9 protein-coding genes are annotated in these 12,469 nt (G+C 72.5%); 4 read left to right on the top strand and 5 right to left on the bottom strand.

The genetic code is table 11. The features are described from left to right. Positions 1 to 141: 141 nt before the first annotated feature. The 5 genes from ACH34Q_RS32475 to ACH34Q_RS32455 form a co-directional block, all read right to left on the bottom strand. Complete coding sequence (locus ACH34Q_RS32475) at positions 142 to 2,859, bottom strand: AAA family ATPase (RefSeq protein ID WP_395986938.1); 2,718 nt, start codon at positions 2,857 to 2,859, stop codon at positions 142 to 144. 87 nt (positions 2,860 to 2,946) lie between these two features. Next, positions 2,947 to 3,408, bottom strand: coding sequence for a carboxymuconolactone decarboxylase family protein (locus ACH34Q_RS32470; RefSeq protein ID WP_395986937.1), 462 nt, complete (start codon positions 3,406 to 3,408; stop codon positions 2,947 to 2,949). A 134-nt stretch (positions 3,409 to 3,542) separates the two neighbouring features. Beyond that, entirely contained in the window at positions 3,543 to 4,025 is a 483-nt protein-coding gene (locus ACH34Q_RS32465) for an RrF2 family transcriptional regulator (RefSeq protein ID WP_395986936.1), read from the bottom strand. Continuing rightward, complete coding sequence (locus ACH34Q_RS32460; RefSeq protein ID WP_395986935.1) at positions 4,022 to 4,891, bottom strand: arylamine N-acetyltransferase; 870 nt, start codon at positions 4,889 to 4,891, stop codon at positions 4,022 to 4,024. The genes ACH34Q_RS32465 and ACH34Q_RS32460 overlap by 4 nt, the downstream gene beginning before the upstream one ends. Positions 4,892 to 4,987: 96 nt before the next feature. Then, positions 4,988 to 8,236, bottom strand: coding sequence for an AfsR/SARP family transcriptional regulator (locus ACH34Q_RS32455; RefSeq protein ID WP_395986934.1), 3,249 nt, complete (start codon positions 8,234 to 8,236; stop codon positions 4,988 to 4,990). Between the two features lie 197 nt (positions 8,237 to 8,433). Here ACH34Q_RS32455 and ACH34Q_RS32450 point away from each other — a divergent pair, with 197 nt between their 5' ends. The 4 genes from ACH34Q_RS32450 to ACH34Q_RS32435 all read left to right on the top strand — a co-directional run bounded on the left by ACH34Q_RS32450 (position 8,434) and on the right by ACH34Q_RS32435 (position 12,375). Continuing rightward, positions 8,434 to 9,330, top strand: coding sequence for an NAD(P)-dependent oxidoreductase (locus ACH34Q_RS32450; RefSeq protein WP_395986933.1), 897 nt, complete (start codon positions 8,434 to 8,436; stop codon positions 9,328 to 9,330). 91 nt (positions 9,331 to 9,421) lie between these two features. Continuing rightward, positions 9,422 to 10,798 carry an NADP-specific glutamate dehydrogenase gene (gdhA, locus tag ACH34Q_RS32445; protein WP_395986932.1) on the top strand — a complete coding sequence of 459 codons (1,377 nt, stop codon included), beginning with the start codon at positions 9,422 to 9,424 and terminating at the stop codon, positions 10,796 to 10,798. A 147-nt stretch (positions 10,799 to 10,945) separates the two neighbouring features. Beyond that, positions 10,946 to 11,470 carry a MaoC family dehydratase gene (locus ACH34Q_RS32440; RefSeq protein ID WP_395986931.1) on the top strand — a complete coding sequence of 175 codons (525 nt, stop codon included), beginning with the start codon at positions 10,946 to 10,948 and terminating at the stop codon, positions 11,468 to 11,470. Positions 11,471 to 11,502: 32 nt separating this feature from the next. Beyond that, complete coding sequence (locus tag ACH34Q_RS32435; protein ID WP_395987065.1) at positions 11,503 to 12,375, top strand: GNAT family N-acetyltransferase; 873 nt, start codon at positions 11,503 to 11,505, stop codon at positions 12,373 to 12,375. Positions 12,376 to 12,469 lie beyond the last annotated feature (94 nt).

The raw sequence follows: 12,469 nt of genomic DNA, 5'->3' as shown, positions 1-12,469 counted from the left end.
TCCTCGTGTCCGTGCTCCTTGAACACTTATGAGCTTGGCCCGTGTCGGCCCCCGTGGCTTCAGTAGGACCACTGGGCTCGCGTCACTGGGCCGCGCGCGTCACTCGGCTCGCGTCACTGGGCTCGCGTCACTGGGCTCGCGTCACTGGGTAGAGAGCCGGACCAGTTCGGTACGGGAGGAGATGCCGAGCTTCGGATAGATCTTGTAGAGGTGGTACTCGACCGTACGGGGGCTGAGGAACAGCCGGGCGGCCACGTCGCGGTTGGAGGCGCCGTCCGCGACGAGGCGGGCGATGCGCAGTTCCTGCGGTGTGAGCTGGTTGAAGGCGTCGGGCTTCGCGGGTGCCGAGGCCCTTTCCCCTGTGGCGCGCAGCTCGTTCAGGGCGCGCTGGGCCCAGGGGTCGGCGCCGAGCCGCTGGAACGTGTCGGCGGCGGCCCGGAGGGGCCGGCGTGCCTCGCTCGTACGGTGGCCACGGCGGAGCCGTTCCCCGTAGAGGAGCTGGGTACGGGCCAGCTCGAACGGCGATCCGCCGTCCACGGCGTGCAGCCGCAGGGCCTCCTCGTAGAGCGGGATCGCCTTCTCGCCCGACTCCAGCAGCGCCCGGCAGCGGGCCAGCAGCGCTCGCGACTGCGGGGTCTTGGCCTTCACCGACCATCGCTCGTAGGCCGACACTGCGGCGCGGGCGGCTGCCGCCTCGCCGCAGCCGATGGCGGCCTCCACCCGGTCGGGGGTCGAGCGCCAGACCGAAGTGGGATGTCCCGCGCCTGGGCCCGCCGTGACCATGCTCTCGAAGCGGGCGTGGGCGGCGGCGAACCGGCCGAGGCCGAGATCGAGCAGCCCCAGCGCGTACGAGGCGATCCCGACGCGCAGCCCGAGCCGGTGCGGGATCGCGATCGCCAGGGCTTCCCGCGCGTACCGCTCGCACTCCTCCTGGCGTCCCTGGACGGCCGCGACCGCCGCGAGGTTGGCCAGATGGGCGGCGGCGGAGTTGACGTACCCGGCCTCCCTGGCGAGCCCGAGCCCCTCGTCGGCGATGGCGGCGCTGAGCGCGAACCGGCCGTTGATCCGTTCCGCGGTGGCCAGGAACTCCAGGACCACCGGGAGCTGGCCGGTCATCCCCGACACCCGTGCCACCTGGCCCGCCCGTACGATCCACGCCGCCGCCGCGTCCGCCTCGCCGAGGTAGCTCGCGGCGGCCGAGGCCCACAGGAACCCGGCCGCGTCGGTCCGCTCGTCGGCGGACTCCAGGGCCGCGCGCAGCAGGGCACCGCCGCGCTCGGCATCACCGTCGAGCATGGCCCCGATCCCCGCCACCGCCTGCCGGAGGAAGCCGCCCGGGAGGGCCTCGGCGCGCCGCCCGATGTCGATGATCGCCGCGTCGTCACCGACGCCGCCGGCGGCTTCGGAGGCGTCGGCCAGCAGTTCCAGCGCCCGGGACGGATCGGTCCCGCCGGCCAGCGCGGCGCCCTCCAGGAAGATCCGGCAGGCCTCGTCGGCGTTCCCGAAGATCAGCTCGAACCGGCCGCGCAACCCGAGCAGATCGGCGCGCAGCGACGGCTCCTCGGCCAGCTCGCGGGCCTCGGCCAGGCAGGTCTCGGCCAGTCCGGGACGGCCGCCGAGCCAGGCGGTGGTGGCGGCGCCGGCGAGCCGTCCGGCCCGTACGGCACGGTCGGGGGTGAGCTCGGCGGAACGGATCAGCGCGGTGGCCGCGTCCGCGTAACCGCCCCGGGCCTGGGCCCGTTCGGCCGCGCCGGCAAGGGCGGCGGCGACATCCTCGTCCTGTCCCAGCGTCGCGGCGGCCCGGTGCCAGGCCCGCCGGTCGCGGTCGCCGGTCTCGCCCAGCACGTCGGCGAGGGCCGTGTGTACGCGCCGCCGTTCCGAGGGGCCTGCCGTCGCGTGGGCGGCCGGACGGATCAGGGGATGCCGGAGCCGGAGCCGCGCCCCGTCCACCTCGGCCAGACCGGCGGCCTCGATCGTGTCCAGGGCCGCCGGGTCGCCGCCCAGCCGCTCGGCGGCGCGCAGGATCAGTTCGAGATCGCCCTGGCCTTCGGCGGCGGCGACGAGGAGAAGCAGGCGGGCCGCGTCGGGGAGCCGCTTCACCTGGTCGCCGAAGAGATCGGAGCCGACCGGGAGCGGGTCGGGCAGCGGCGCACGGCCCGCCATTTGCCCGGGTGTCAGCAGGTCGGTGGCCTCGCGAAGGGCGAGCGGGTTGCCGCCGGTCAGGGCCACGATCCGGTCCCGTACGGGCGCGGCCATGGAAGATCGTTCCGTCAGGAGTTCGGCGGCGCTCCGCGGGTCGAGGTCGCCCACCTTCAGTTCCGGTACGTCGCGTACGGCCGGGCCTTCGCGCAGTGCGAAGAGCATCGCCACGCCCTCGTTCGCCAGCCGCCGGGCCGCGAAGAGCAGCGCGTCGAACGAGGCCTGGTCGAACCACTGGAAGTCGTCGATCAGGCAGAGCAGCCCGCCGTCCACGGCGGCCTCGGTGAGCAGCGAGAGCACGCCGGCGGAGACGAGGAAGCGGACGTCGGAGGGGGACCGCGCCAGCCCCAGCGCGCCGCGTACGGCGTCCCGCTGGGGCTCGGGCAGGGCTTCCAGAAGGCCGGTGCCGGGGAGGGTGACAGGCAGGAGGAGTTGGTGGAGCGCGGCGAACGCCATTTCCTGCTCGGGCTCGGAGCCGGTCGCGCGCAGCACCCGCATACCGGGAGCCGTGGTGGCCGCGTACTCCGCCGCGTACTCCAGGAGCGCTGACTTGCCGACGCCTGGACGTCCGCGCAGCACCAGCCCGCGCCCGGCACCCGCCGCGGCGGCGGTCACCAGCTCGGCGACCGCCGCCGTTTCCGTCTCCCGTCCCCGCAGCATGCGGAGATTGTCCCGCACGCGCTCGGGAGTCGTTGCGGTAGGCCCCGCAGGCCCGGACAGGCGGAGACTTCCCCGCACCCGCTCCGGTCAGGCGTTGCGGTAGGACCCGGCGGGGCGCCGGATGGTCACGTTGATCCGGTTCCAGGCGTTGATCGTGGCGATCGCCGTGATCAGCGCGGCCAGCGTCTCCTCGTCGTAGTGATCGGCGGCGTCGTTCCAGACGTCGTCCGGTACGCCCGCCGGGTTGTCGGCGATCCGGGTGGCGGCCTCGGCCAGCGCCAAGGCGGCGCGCTCCTCGTCGGTGTAGTACGGCGCCTCGCGCCAGGCGGCCACCGACCACATCCGCTCGTCGGTCTCGCCCGTCTTGCGCATCTCGTGGGCGTGCATGTCCACGCAGAGGCCGCAGCCGTTGATCTGGCTGGCGCGCAGCTTGATCAGGTTCAGCGTGCGCTCGGGAAGGCTGCTGTCGTGCAGGGACTTCTCCAGCGCCAGCAGCGCCTTGTAAGCGCCGGCCGTGAGGGTGTTGATGCCGTCCATCCGTGACTGCATGTCACTCCTTCTAAAATGGATATTCAGTATCCAGATTCGCTACCTGAAGCGGCGGTCCCGCTCAGGGGTCAGGGGGTCGGAAGGCCAGGGGGTCAGAAGGTCAGGGGGTCAGAAGGTCAGGGGGTCAGAACAGATCAGTTGCGGGCGTACCAGGTGCGGATGCGCTCGCCCAGGCGGGGTGCGACCCGGTCGGCGTCGGCCTGGACGTCGGCCAGGGTCTGCGCGGCCAGTTCCCGGCGCCAGGCCAGCTCGGCGCGGCGCATCGCGGTGCTGATCGAGCACGGGGTACGGAACGCGTCCTCCAGCGACTCGGCGCCCATGCCGCGCTGCCGGATCTCGGTGCACTGGAACGCCTCGTCCGGGCCCTCGATCGCGGCGACCAGGTCCATCATCGTGATCGCGGTCAGCGGGCGGGCCAGCCGGAAGCCACCGCGCGCCCCCGCCGTCGAGCTGACGATCCCGGCTCTGACCAGCGCCTGGAGCTGCTTGTTGAGGTACGCGGGCGGCAGGTCGTAGCCCGCCGCCAGCCGTGTCGTGGACACCGGGCGATCGGAGTCCAGCCAGTCGAGGAGGAGGCAGACGTGCGCCGCCCACTCGACGCCCTCGTTCATCCTCATGGCGCCCCGAGGTGGGCGAGGACGCCGGCGGTGTCCGCGGCGTCGAGTTCGATGCCGAAGACGCTCGCCAGGATCCCGGGGACCTCGGCGGGCTCCAGGACGCTCTTCTCGATCGCGTCGGCGCGGCCGTCGGCGTGGGTGGTGATCAGGGTGGTGTCGTCCAGCGCGTGGTGGATCTCCGGCCCGTAGCGCTGGCAGAAGATCCGGCCGGTGAACGGGGAGTTCGGGCTGGTCGAGATGAAGTGGTTCCCGAGGTCGTAGTCGATCCGGTACGACGGGGACAGGATGAACGTGTGCCGCTGGATCCGGCCTTGCGGGCCGTTCTGGAACAGCGTCCAGTGCTCCACCCCCGGCAGCCCGCCCAGCGACGCGTCGAGCTGGTGCAGCTCGTACGACCAGCCGCCCTGCTCGGACACGGTGCCGTCGATGAACGGGAGGGGCTCCAGCGGCCCGGCGCCGAACCCGACATCGCAGAGCCAGAGCCCGCCGTCCACCTCGACGCGCAGCACGGCGTGGGTGGCGGGCAGCAGCTTCGGGATGCCCATCGAGACCCGTGCGGACAGGGCCGTGAACGTGAACCCGAGCCGTTCCAGCACCGCCGCGAGCAGCTCGGTGTGCTCGAAGCAGTAGCCACCGCGCCGATGCCGTACAAGCTTGTCCTGGACGGCCTCGACGCCCAGCAGCACCGGGCGCCCGAGCACGACCTCCAGGTTCTCGAACGGGATCGCCGTGACATGGGCCCGATGCAGCGCGCGCAGCGTCTCAAGGGTCGGGGAACGGTCCCCGTCGTACCCGATCCGCTCCAGGTAGGCGTCGAGGTCCAGCAGCTCGCCCTGCCAGGCGAAATCCTCGGCCGGAAACGTCATCGGGCCCTCCACGCGCTTGATCAAGTTTCTCGGTCAACCAAGATGTTGGTTCATCGGGATGGTCGGTTAATCGGGATGTTCGATGTCCAGATTAAATCATGCCGGTGATCTTCTTGTGAAGGAACCTCGTGTGAAGGAACCTCGTGTGAAGGAACCTCGTGCGAACGCCCTGGCGAAATCTTCCTCGCCCAGCGCGGCCCGCGCGGAGGAGGCGATCCGGTCGACGTCGCCGCGTTCGGCGGGCGGGAGCGGGGCCCCGGCCGCCGCGCGCAGGGCGGCGGCCGTACCGAGCAGCCGCGCGGCATGGGCGTGGTGACCGGCCAGCGCCCGCGCGCCGGCGATCCCCTCCACGGCCAGCGCCACGGCCCGTGGATCACCGGTCGAGCGGGCGGCGTCGAGCGCTTCGCGATGCAGCGCCAGGGCGCCCGCGGCGTCGCCGCGTTCCGCTGCGACGAAGCCGAGCTGCGCCAGGATGAACGAGATCCCCGACCGCCCGCCGATCCGGCGCAGCCCGCCCAGGCAGGCGCGCAGATGGCGCTCTGCCGTCTCGTGCTCCCCCAACCGCCGGGCCACCAGCGCCAGCCCGACCTCCGCGAACTCCGTGACGTCCCGGCTGGCCAGCTCCGTCCCCATCCGCAGCGCCCGCTCGTGCAGCTCCCGGGCCTGGACGAGATCGCCGGTCAGCAGGGCGACCCGGCCCAGTTCGGCCATCCGGAACGCGGCCTCGGGCCCCATCTCCAGCTCCTCCGCCAGCCGCAGGCCCTCGCGGCGGAGGGTCGCCGCACGCCCATAGTCGCCAGTGATCTCGGCATGGCGGCCCAGCGCCTCGGTGGCCTCCAGCCGTCCCCACCGATCGCCCAGCTCGTCGAACAGCACCAGCGCGCGCTCGCCGTCGCGGCGCAGCCCGTCCAGGTCGCCCCGGACCATCGCCTGCTTCGCCCGGGTGCTGAGGGCGGCGGCCGTCCCCCAGCGGTCGCCGTGCTCCTGGAACGCGGCGAGCGCCCGATCGGCTCGTACCTCGTTCGCGGCCAGATCGCCATAGGGCCAGTGGACGTACGCCAGGAACCACTCCGCCCTGGCCCGCGCCAGCACATCGTGCTCGTTGCCCACGTCTTCGTTGCCCACGTCTATGTTGCTCACGTCCTGGTACGCGGCGAGTGCCTCCAGCCGGAGCCGCTCGGAGTCACCGCCGTCGCCGGACATCATGGTCATGCCGTTCCGCCAGGTCAGCGCCTCGGCCCGCCGCCCGGGCGCGGCCGGGCCCGGAACGTCCAGCGCGAGCGCCAGCGAACGCCGCGCCTCGCCGTACCGGCCGCGCAGGTACCAGTGCCAGGCGAGCGCGTTGACCAGGCGCAACGCCAGATCGGCGAACCCGTTCCCGGCCGCCCACTCCAGTGCGGCGCTCAGGTTGGCGCCTTCGCGGTCGAGCCGTTCGATCGCGTCCCGCTGGCCCGTGCCACGGAGCAGGGGCGCGACGCGTTCGGCGAGACCGGCGTAGTGGCGCGCGTGGCGGTGCCGGATCTCCTGCTCCTCGCCGGCCTCGCGCAGCCGTTCCAGCCCGTACGCGGCCACCGACTCCAGCAGCCGGTACCGGGCCTCGCCGTCGTGCGTGACCGTCACCAGCGAGCGGTCGACCAGCCCGGCGAGCAGGCCGACCACATCCAGCTCGGGCTCGCCGCAGACCCGTTCGGCGGCCTCCAGCGCGCAGCCGTCGGCATGGACGGCGAGCCGGCGCAGGAGCAGCCGCTCGGGCTCCTCCAGCAGCTCCCAGCTCCAATCGATCACCGCCCGGAGGGTGCGCTGGCGGGCCGGGGCGTCCCGCCGCCCGGCGGCCAGTACCCGGAACCGGTCGTCCAGCCGGGCGGCCAGCTCGGTCACGCCGAGTGCGCGGACCCGGGTGGCCGCCAACTCCAGGGCGAGCGGGATCCCGTCCAGCCGCCGGCAGATCGTCGCCACCGGACCGGCCGTCCGCTCGTCCAGCGCGAACCCCGGCGCCGCTGCGGCGGCCCGCGCCACGAACAGCCGTACGGCACTGAATCGTTCCGGCTCCTCCGCGCCGGGGCCGGGCAGATCGAGCGGCGGTACGACCTGGAGCCGCTCGCCCTCGATGCCCAGCGGCTCCCGGCTGGTGGCGAGGATCCGCAGCTCCGGCGCCGCCGCCAGCAGCCGCGCGGCCAGCTCGGCGGCCGTCGCGATCACGTGCTCGCAGTTGTCCAGGACGAGCAGCGTCCGGCGGGCCTTCAGGACGGAGGCGAGGCGCTCGACCGGGGACGCCGGGCCCGGCTCGTCCCGTACGCCCAGGACCCCGGCCACGGTGTCGGCGAGCGCGGCGACGTCGGCGGGGTTGCCCGGGGCCAGCTCCACCAGCCACACGCCATCGGGGTACGAGGCGTCCGGGTACGAGGCGTCCGGCCGCGTGGCGACCGCGGCGACCTCCAAGGCCAGGCGCGTCTTGCCGACACCACCAGGGCCCGTCAACGTGACCAGGCGGTCGGTCTTCAGCAGCGCGCGGGCCTCGGCGGCGGCCCGCTCGCGGCCGATCAGCTCGCTGCGCGACCCGGGAACGTTCGTACGGGGACGCCCGGCGACCGGGACGGTCACGGCGAGCGCGGGATCCTGGGTGAGGATCGCCTGATGGAGGGCCATCACCTCCGGGCCCGGATCGAGGCCCAGTTCCTCGGCCAGGTTCTCGCGCAGATCCTGGTACGTCGCGAGGGCCTCGCTCTGGCGACCGGCGAGGTAGAGGGCGTGCATGTACGCGGCGCGCAGCCGTTCGCGGGACGGGTGCCGTTCGACCAGCTCGGCCAGCTCGCCCGCCACTCGCGCGTGCTCGCCCAGCCGCAGCCGGGTCGCAGCCAGCTCCTCCAGGGCCGCGAGCCGCCGTTCCTCCAGGCCCGCGATCGCCGCCCGGGCGAACTCGGCGTCCCCGAAATCGGCGAACGCCGGGCCCCGCCACAGCGCGAGCGCGTCCGCGAGCAGCCCCGCCTTGACGCGCGGATCGCCCGCCTCGCCCGCCTCGCCCGCCCGTACGATCAGCGTCTCGAAGCGCTCGGCGTCCACCGCGCCGGCCGGGGCCTGCAGCGCGTACCCCGGCGGTCGGAACACCACGAGATCGCGATCACCCAGCGCCTTGCGCAGCTGCGAGACCCGCGCCTGGAGCGTGCCGGAGGGATTGCGCGGCGGGTGATCGCCCCACAGGTCGTCGATCAGCCGGTCGGACGGAACGGGCCGTCCAGGGGTGACGAGCAGGCCCGCCAGCAGCGCCCTGACCTTGGCCTCCGGAACGGGCACGGGACGTCCGTCGTCCGTCCACACCGAAACCGGACCGAGCACCCCGAAACGCACGCTGCCAGGCTAACCGCCTGAACAGGAAAAGCGGCCGGACCCCGCGCACGACTCGTTGCAGTTCTGGGGACGCGGCGTTTTGATCACGGCCCCAGTGTCGCGCTGCCTTCGCGCACGTCAAGCCCGTACCCGTAGCGGATCCGAAGGGATTCCGTAGGGGCTCGGCACATCGTGGTCTCCGACGAAGGGAGCACGAAATGACTGAGCAGAACCTCCCCCCGGTGACCGTCATCGGCCTGGGCCCCATGGGTGCGGCGATGGCCGAGACGTTCCTTGCCAAGGGGCATCCGACGACGGTGTGGAACCGTACGGCGAGCAAGGCCGATCCGCTGGTCGCCAGGGGTGCGACGCCGGCCGCCACCCCCGAAGAGGCCCTCGCGGCGAACGAGCTCGTCGTGATCAGCCAGACCGACTACACGGCCATGTACGACTCGATCGGCGCGGCGACCGGCGCGCTGAAGGGGCGGGTGCTGGTCAACCTCAGCTCCGGAACGCCCGACGAGCTGCGCGAGGCGAGCGTCTGGGCCGTCGAGAACGGCGCTGAGCTGCTCACGGGCGGGATCATGACTCCGCCGCCGGGGATCGGCCAGCCGGGCGCGTACGTGTTCTACAGCGGCCCTGAGGCGGTCCTGAACCGGCACCGTGGCACGCTCGAGACCCTGGCCGACGCGACCTACGTCGGGGCGGACTCGGGCCTGTCGATGCTCTACTACCAGGCCCAGCTCTTCCTCTTCTGGACCACGCTGGTCGGCTACATGCAGGCGGTCGCGCTGGTCGGGAGCGCCGGGGTGAGCGCCCGGACGTTCCTGCCGTACGCCGCCCAGACGGTCGCCGACCTGGCCGTCGACGGGCCGATGGGCTTCCTGAAGATCATCACCGAGGAGATCGAGGCGGGCGCGTACCCGGGCGAGCTCAACAGCCTGCACATGCAGGCCGTCGGCTCGGACCACGTCGCCGCGGCGAGCCGGGCCGCGGGGATCGACACCGGCATGCCGCTCGCGCTCAAGGACCTGTTCGGCCGCGCGGTCGCGGCCGGGCACGGCGCCGAGGGGCTGGGCAGCCTGTACGAGATCATCCGGCGTCCTGCCGGGTGAGACGCGGTCGGGGGCAGGGGCCGGGCAAACGTATCCTCCATAACGGTACGTGCACATACAAAAGTCGCCCGAAAACGTCGAAGGAGCATGTATGCCCCTGTCCCCCGGGAGCTCCGCCTCGCCCGCCACGGTGTCCGCGCTGAAAGAGTCCTACGAACGGATCCTGCGCCGCAACCCGGGCGAGCCCGAGTTCCACCAGGCGGTACGGGAGGTACTGGAGGCCCTCGCCCCGGTGCTGGACGCCCGTCCCGAACTGCTGGACGCGAAGATCGTCGAGCGGGTCACCGAGCCCGAGCGGCAGCTCATCTTCCGCGTCCCCTGGCAGGACGACAAGGGCGAGATCCACATCAACCGGGGCTTCCGGGTGGAGTTCAGCGGCGTCCTCGGCCCGTACAAGGGCGGCCTGCGCTTCCACCCGACGGTCAACCTCGGCATCGTCAAGTTCCTCGGCTTCGAGCAGATCTTCAAGAACGCGCTCACCGGGCTGAACATCGGCGGCGGCAAGGGCGGCAGCGACTTCGACCCGCACGGCCGCTCGGACAACGAGGTGATGCGGTTCTGCCAGTCGTTCATGACCGAGCTGCACCGCCACCTGGGCGAGCACACCGACGTCCCGGCCGGGGACATCGGCGTCGGCGGCCGTGAGATCGGCTACCTGTTCGGGCAGTACCGGCGGCTGGCCAACCGCTGGGAGGCCGGCGTCCTCACCGGCAAGGGCCTGGCCTGGGGCGGCTCCGCGGGCCGTACCGAGGCCACCGGGTACGGCAGCGTGCTGTTCACGGCCGAGATGCTCAAGCTGCGCGGCGAGGACCTCGAAGGCCAGCAGGCCTCGGTCTCCGGCTCCGGCAACGTCGCGATCTACACGATCGAGAAGGCCCAGGCCCTGGGCGCCAACGTCGTCACCGTCTCCGACTCCGGCGGCTACGTCGTGGACGAGAAGGGCATCGACCTGGAGCTGCTCAAGGAGATCAAGGAGATCAAGCGGGGCCGGGTCAGCGACTACGCCGACCTGCGCGGGCCGTCCGCCCGGTACGTACCCGGCGGCCGGGTCTGGGACGTCCCGGCCGACATCGCGTTCCCGTCCGCCTGCGAGAACGAGCTGAACGCCGACGACGCGGCCACCCTCGTCCGCAACGGCGTCAAGGCCGTGTCCGAGGGCGCGAACATGCCGACCACGCCGGACGCGGTGCACCTCTTCCAGAACGCGGGCGTGTCGTTCGGTCCCGGCAAGGCCGCCAACGCGGGCGGTGTCGCGACCAGCGGGCTGGAGATGGCCCAGAACGCGGGCCGCGAGATCTGGTCGTTCGAGAAGGTCGAGACCGAGCTGGCCCGCATCATGAAAGCCGTCCACGACGAGTGCTACGAGACCGCCGAGCGCTACGGCGCCCCCGGCGACTACGTCAAGGGCGCCAACATGGCCGGCTTCGAGCGCGTCTCGGACGCCATCCTCGCCCAGGGTCTCATCTAAGCCGGCCTCATCCAGGCCGGTCTCGTCCAGGCCAGCCTTATCCAGGCCGGTCTCGTCCAGGCCGGCAGGCTCTTCCGTCCACGCAGATCGCCTGGGGCCCCCGGCCCAGGCGCTCAGTGTGGGCGGGTATGCGCGATGCTGGCCTCTATGACCAACAGCACAGCCAACAGTGCGCCCAACGGCACCAGGACGCTCAGCGACACCGACTTTCCCACCCCCGCCGGGGAGCGCTACTTCGAGGACTACCAGGCCGGCGCGGTCTACGAGTACGGGCACCTCACCGTGACCGAGGCGGAGATCCTCGATTTCGCGGAACGGTTCGACCCGCAGCCGATCCACATCGACCGCGCGTACGCCGCGTCCGGGCCGTTCGGCGGGATCATCGCCAGCGGCTGGCACACCTCGTCCCTGTGCATGCGGCTGTTCGCCGATCATTACCTGTCCCGCATCGCGAGCCTCGCGTCCCCGGGCATCGACGAGCTGCGCTGGCCGTCCCCGCTCCGCCCCGGGGACGCGGTGCGGCTACGCGCGACGATCGTCGAGGCGCGGCCGTCCCGGTCCAAGCCCGACCGCGGCCTGATCGTCACCGGCGGTGAGCTGATCACCAGGGACGACGACCGTACGGTGCTGACCCTGCGCGCCATGAACCTCATCGGCCGCCGCCCGGCCTGACGGAGCGCCGAGCCGATGGAGGCCCCGTGCCGATGCAGACCCCCGTTCAGATCACCCCTTTGATCGTTCCCGGTGCCACCGCGCACAGCCGCCGCTTGGCCTGGCTGGCCTCCGACTCGGAGGGCGCCCCTGTGGGATCGGCCTTCCTGCTCGTGTTCCTGCAGGAGGGCCAAGGCCATCTGGCGGAGCTGGAGCTGAACGTCCATCCCGCCGAACGGCGCAAGGGCGTGGGCACCGCGCTGCTGGCGCGGGTGATCGAGTGCGCCCGGGACGAAGCGCGGCGTTCCGTTGTCGCTCAGGCCAGAGCCGGTGCGCCCGGAGACCTGTTCCTCGCGGCCTCCGGATTCAGGAAGGTGCTCGGCCTGAGATTCAGCAGGCTGGACCTGGCCGACGCCGCCTTGGAGACTCCCCGGCCGTCCCCCGGCTACCGGCTGCGTTCCTGGGAAGGCATGGTCCCGGACGAACTGGCCGACACGTTCACCGCCTCGCGCCGCGCCATGGACGACATGCCGATGGACGACACCGACTACGGGATCGTGGTCTGGGACGTCGAGCGCGTACGGGCCGCCGCCGAGGCGGTCGCGGATCGCGGCGAGTCGCTCCACACGGTCGTCGCCATCGACGAGTCCGACGGCTCGGTCGCCGGTTTCACCGAGCTGGTCGTCCCCGGCGATGGCAAGGGGGACGGCCAGCACTACGGGACGGGTGTCCTGCCCGAGCACCGGGGCCACGGGCTCGCGCGGTGGATGAAGGCCGAGGCCATCCGGCAGGCCCGCGAGCGGCACCCGCACCTGGACGGGCTGCTCGCGGACACGGCCGAAAGCAACACCCACATGCGAGCCGTCAACGACTCGCTCGGCTACCGCCCCACCCACAAGGAGCACCAGTACCAACTGGGCCTCTAGCGCAATGACCACGACCCCACCGTGCCGCCCGCTTCCGTTGACTCGTGGCGTGTTCGCCTACACGGGCGGTGCGAGGGGCGTACACGCCACGAGT

This window comes from Actinomadura sp. 9N407 (genome assembly GCF_044326315.1).
Classification (GTDB): domain Bacteria; phylum Actinomycetota; class Actinomycetes; order Streptosporangiales; family Streptosporangiaceae; genus Spirillospora.
This window is presented reverse-complemented; position numbering and strand designations above follow the sequence as displayed.

What these genes read in the sequence shown, in the direction of transcription:
- ACH34Q_RS32435 (WP_395987065.1), top strand. Translation starts at nt 11,503, where the DNA reads ATGCAGACCCCCGTTCAGATCACCCCTTTGATCGTTCCCGGTGCCACC.
- ACH34Q_RS32465 (WP_395986936.1), bottom strand. Translation starts at nt 4,025, where the DNA reads ATGAGGATGAACGAGGGCGTCGAGTGGGCGGCGCACGTCTGCCTCCTC.
- ACH34Q_RS32470 (WP_395986937.1), bottom strand. Translation starts at nt 3,408, where the DNA reads ATGCAGTCACGGATGGACGGCATCAACACCCTCACGGCCGGCGCTTAC.
- gdhA (WP_395986932.1), top strand. Translation starts at nt 9,422, where the DNA reads ATGCCCCTGTCCCCCGGGAGCTCCGCCTCGCCCGCCACGGTGTCCGCG.
- ACH34Q_RS32440 (WP_395986931.1), top strand. Translation starts at nt 10,946, where the DNA reads ATGACCAACAGCACAGCCAACAGTGCGCCCAACGGCACCAGGACGCTC.
- ACH34Q_RS32460 (WP_395986935.1), bottom strand. Translation starts at nt 4,891, where the DNA reads ATGACGTTTCCGGCCGAGGATTTCGCCTGGCAGGGCGAGCTGCTGGAC.
- ACH34Q_RS32475 (WP_395986938.1), bottom strand. Translation starts at nt 2,859, where the DNA reads ATGCTGCGGGGACGGGAGACGGAAACGGCGGCGGTCGCCGAGCTGGTG.
- ACH34Q_RS32450 (WP_395986933.1), top strand. Translation starts at nt 8,434, where the DNA reads ATGACTGAGCAGAACCTCCCCCCGGTGACCGTCATCGGCCTGGGCCCC.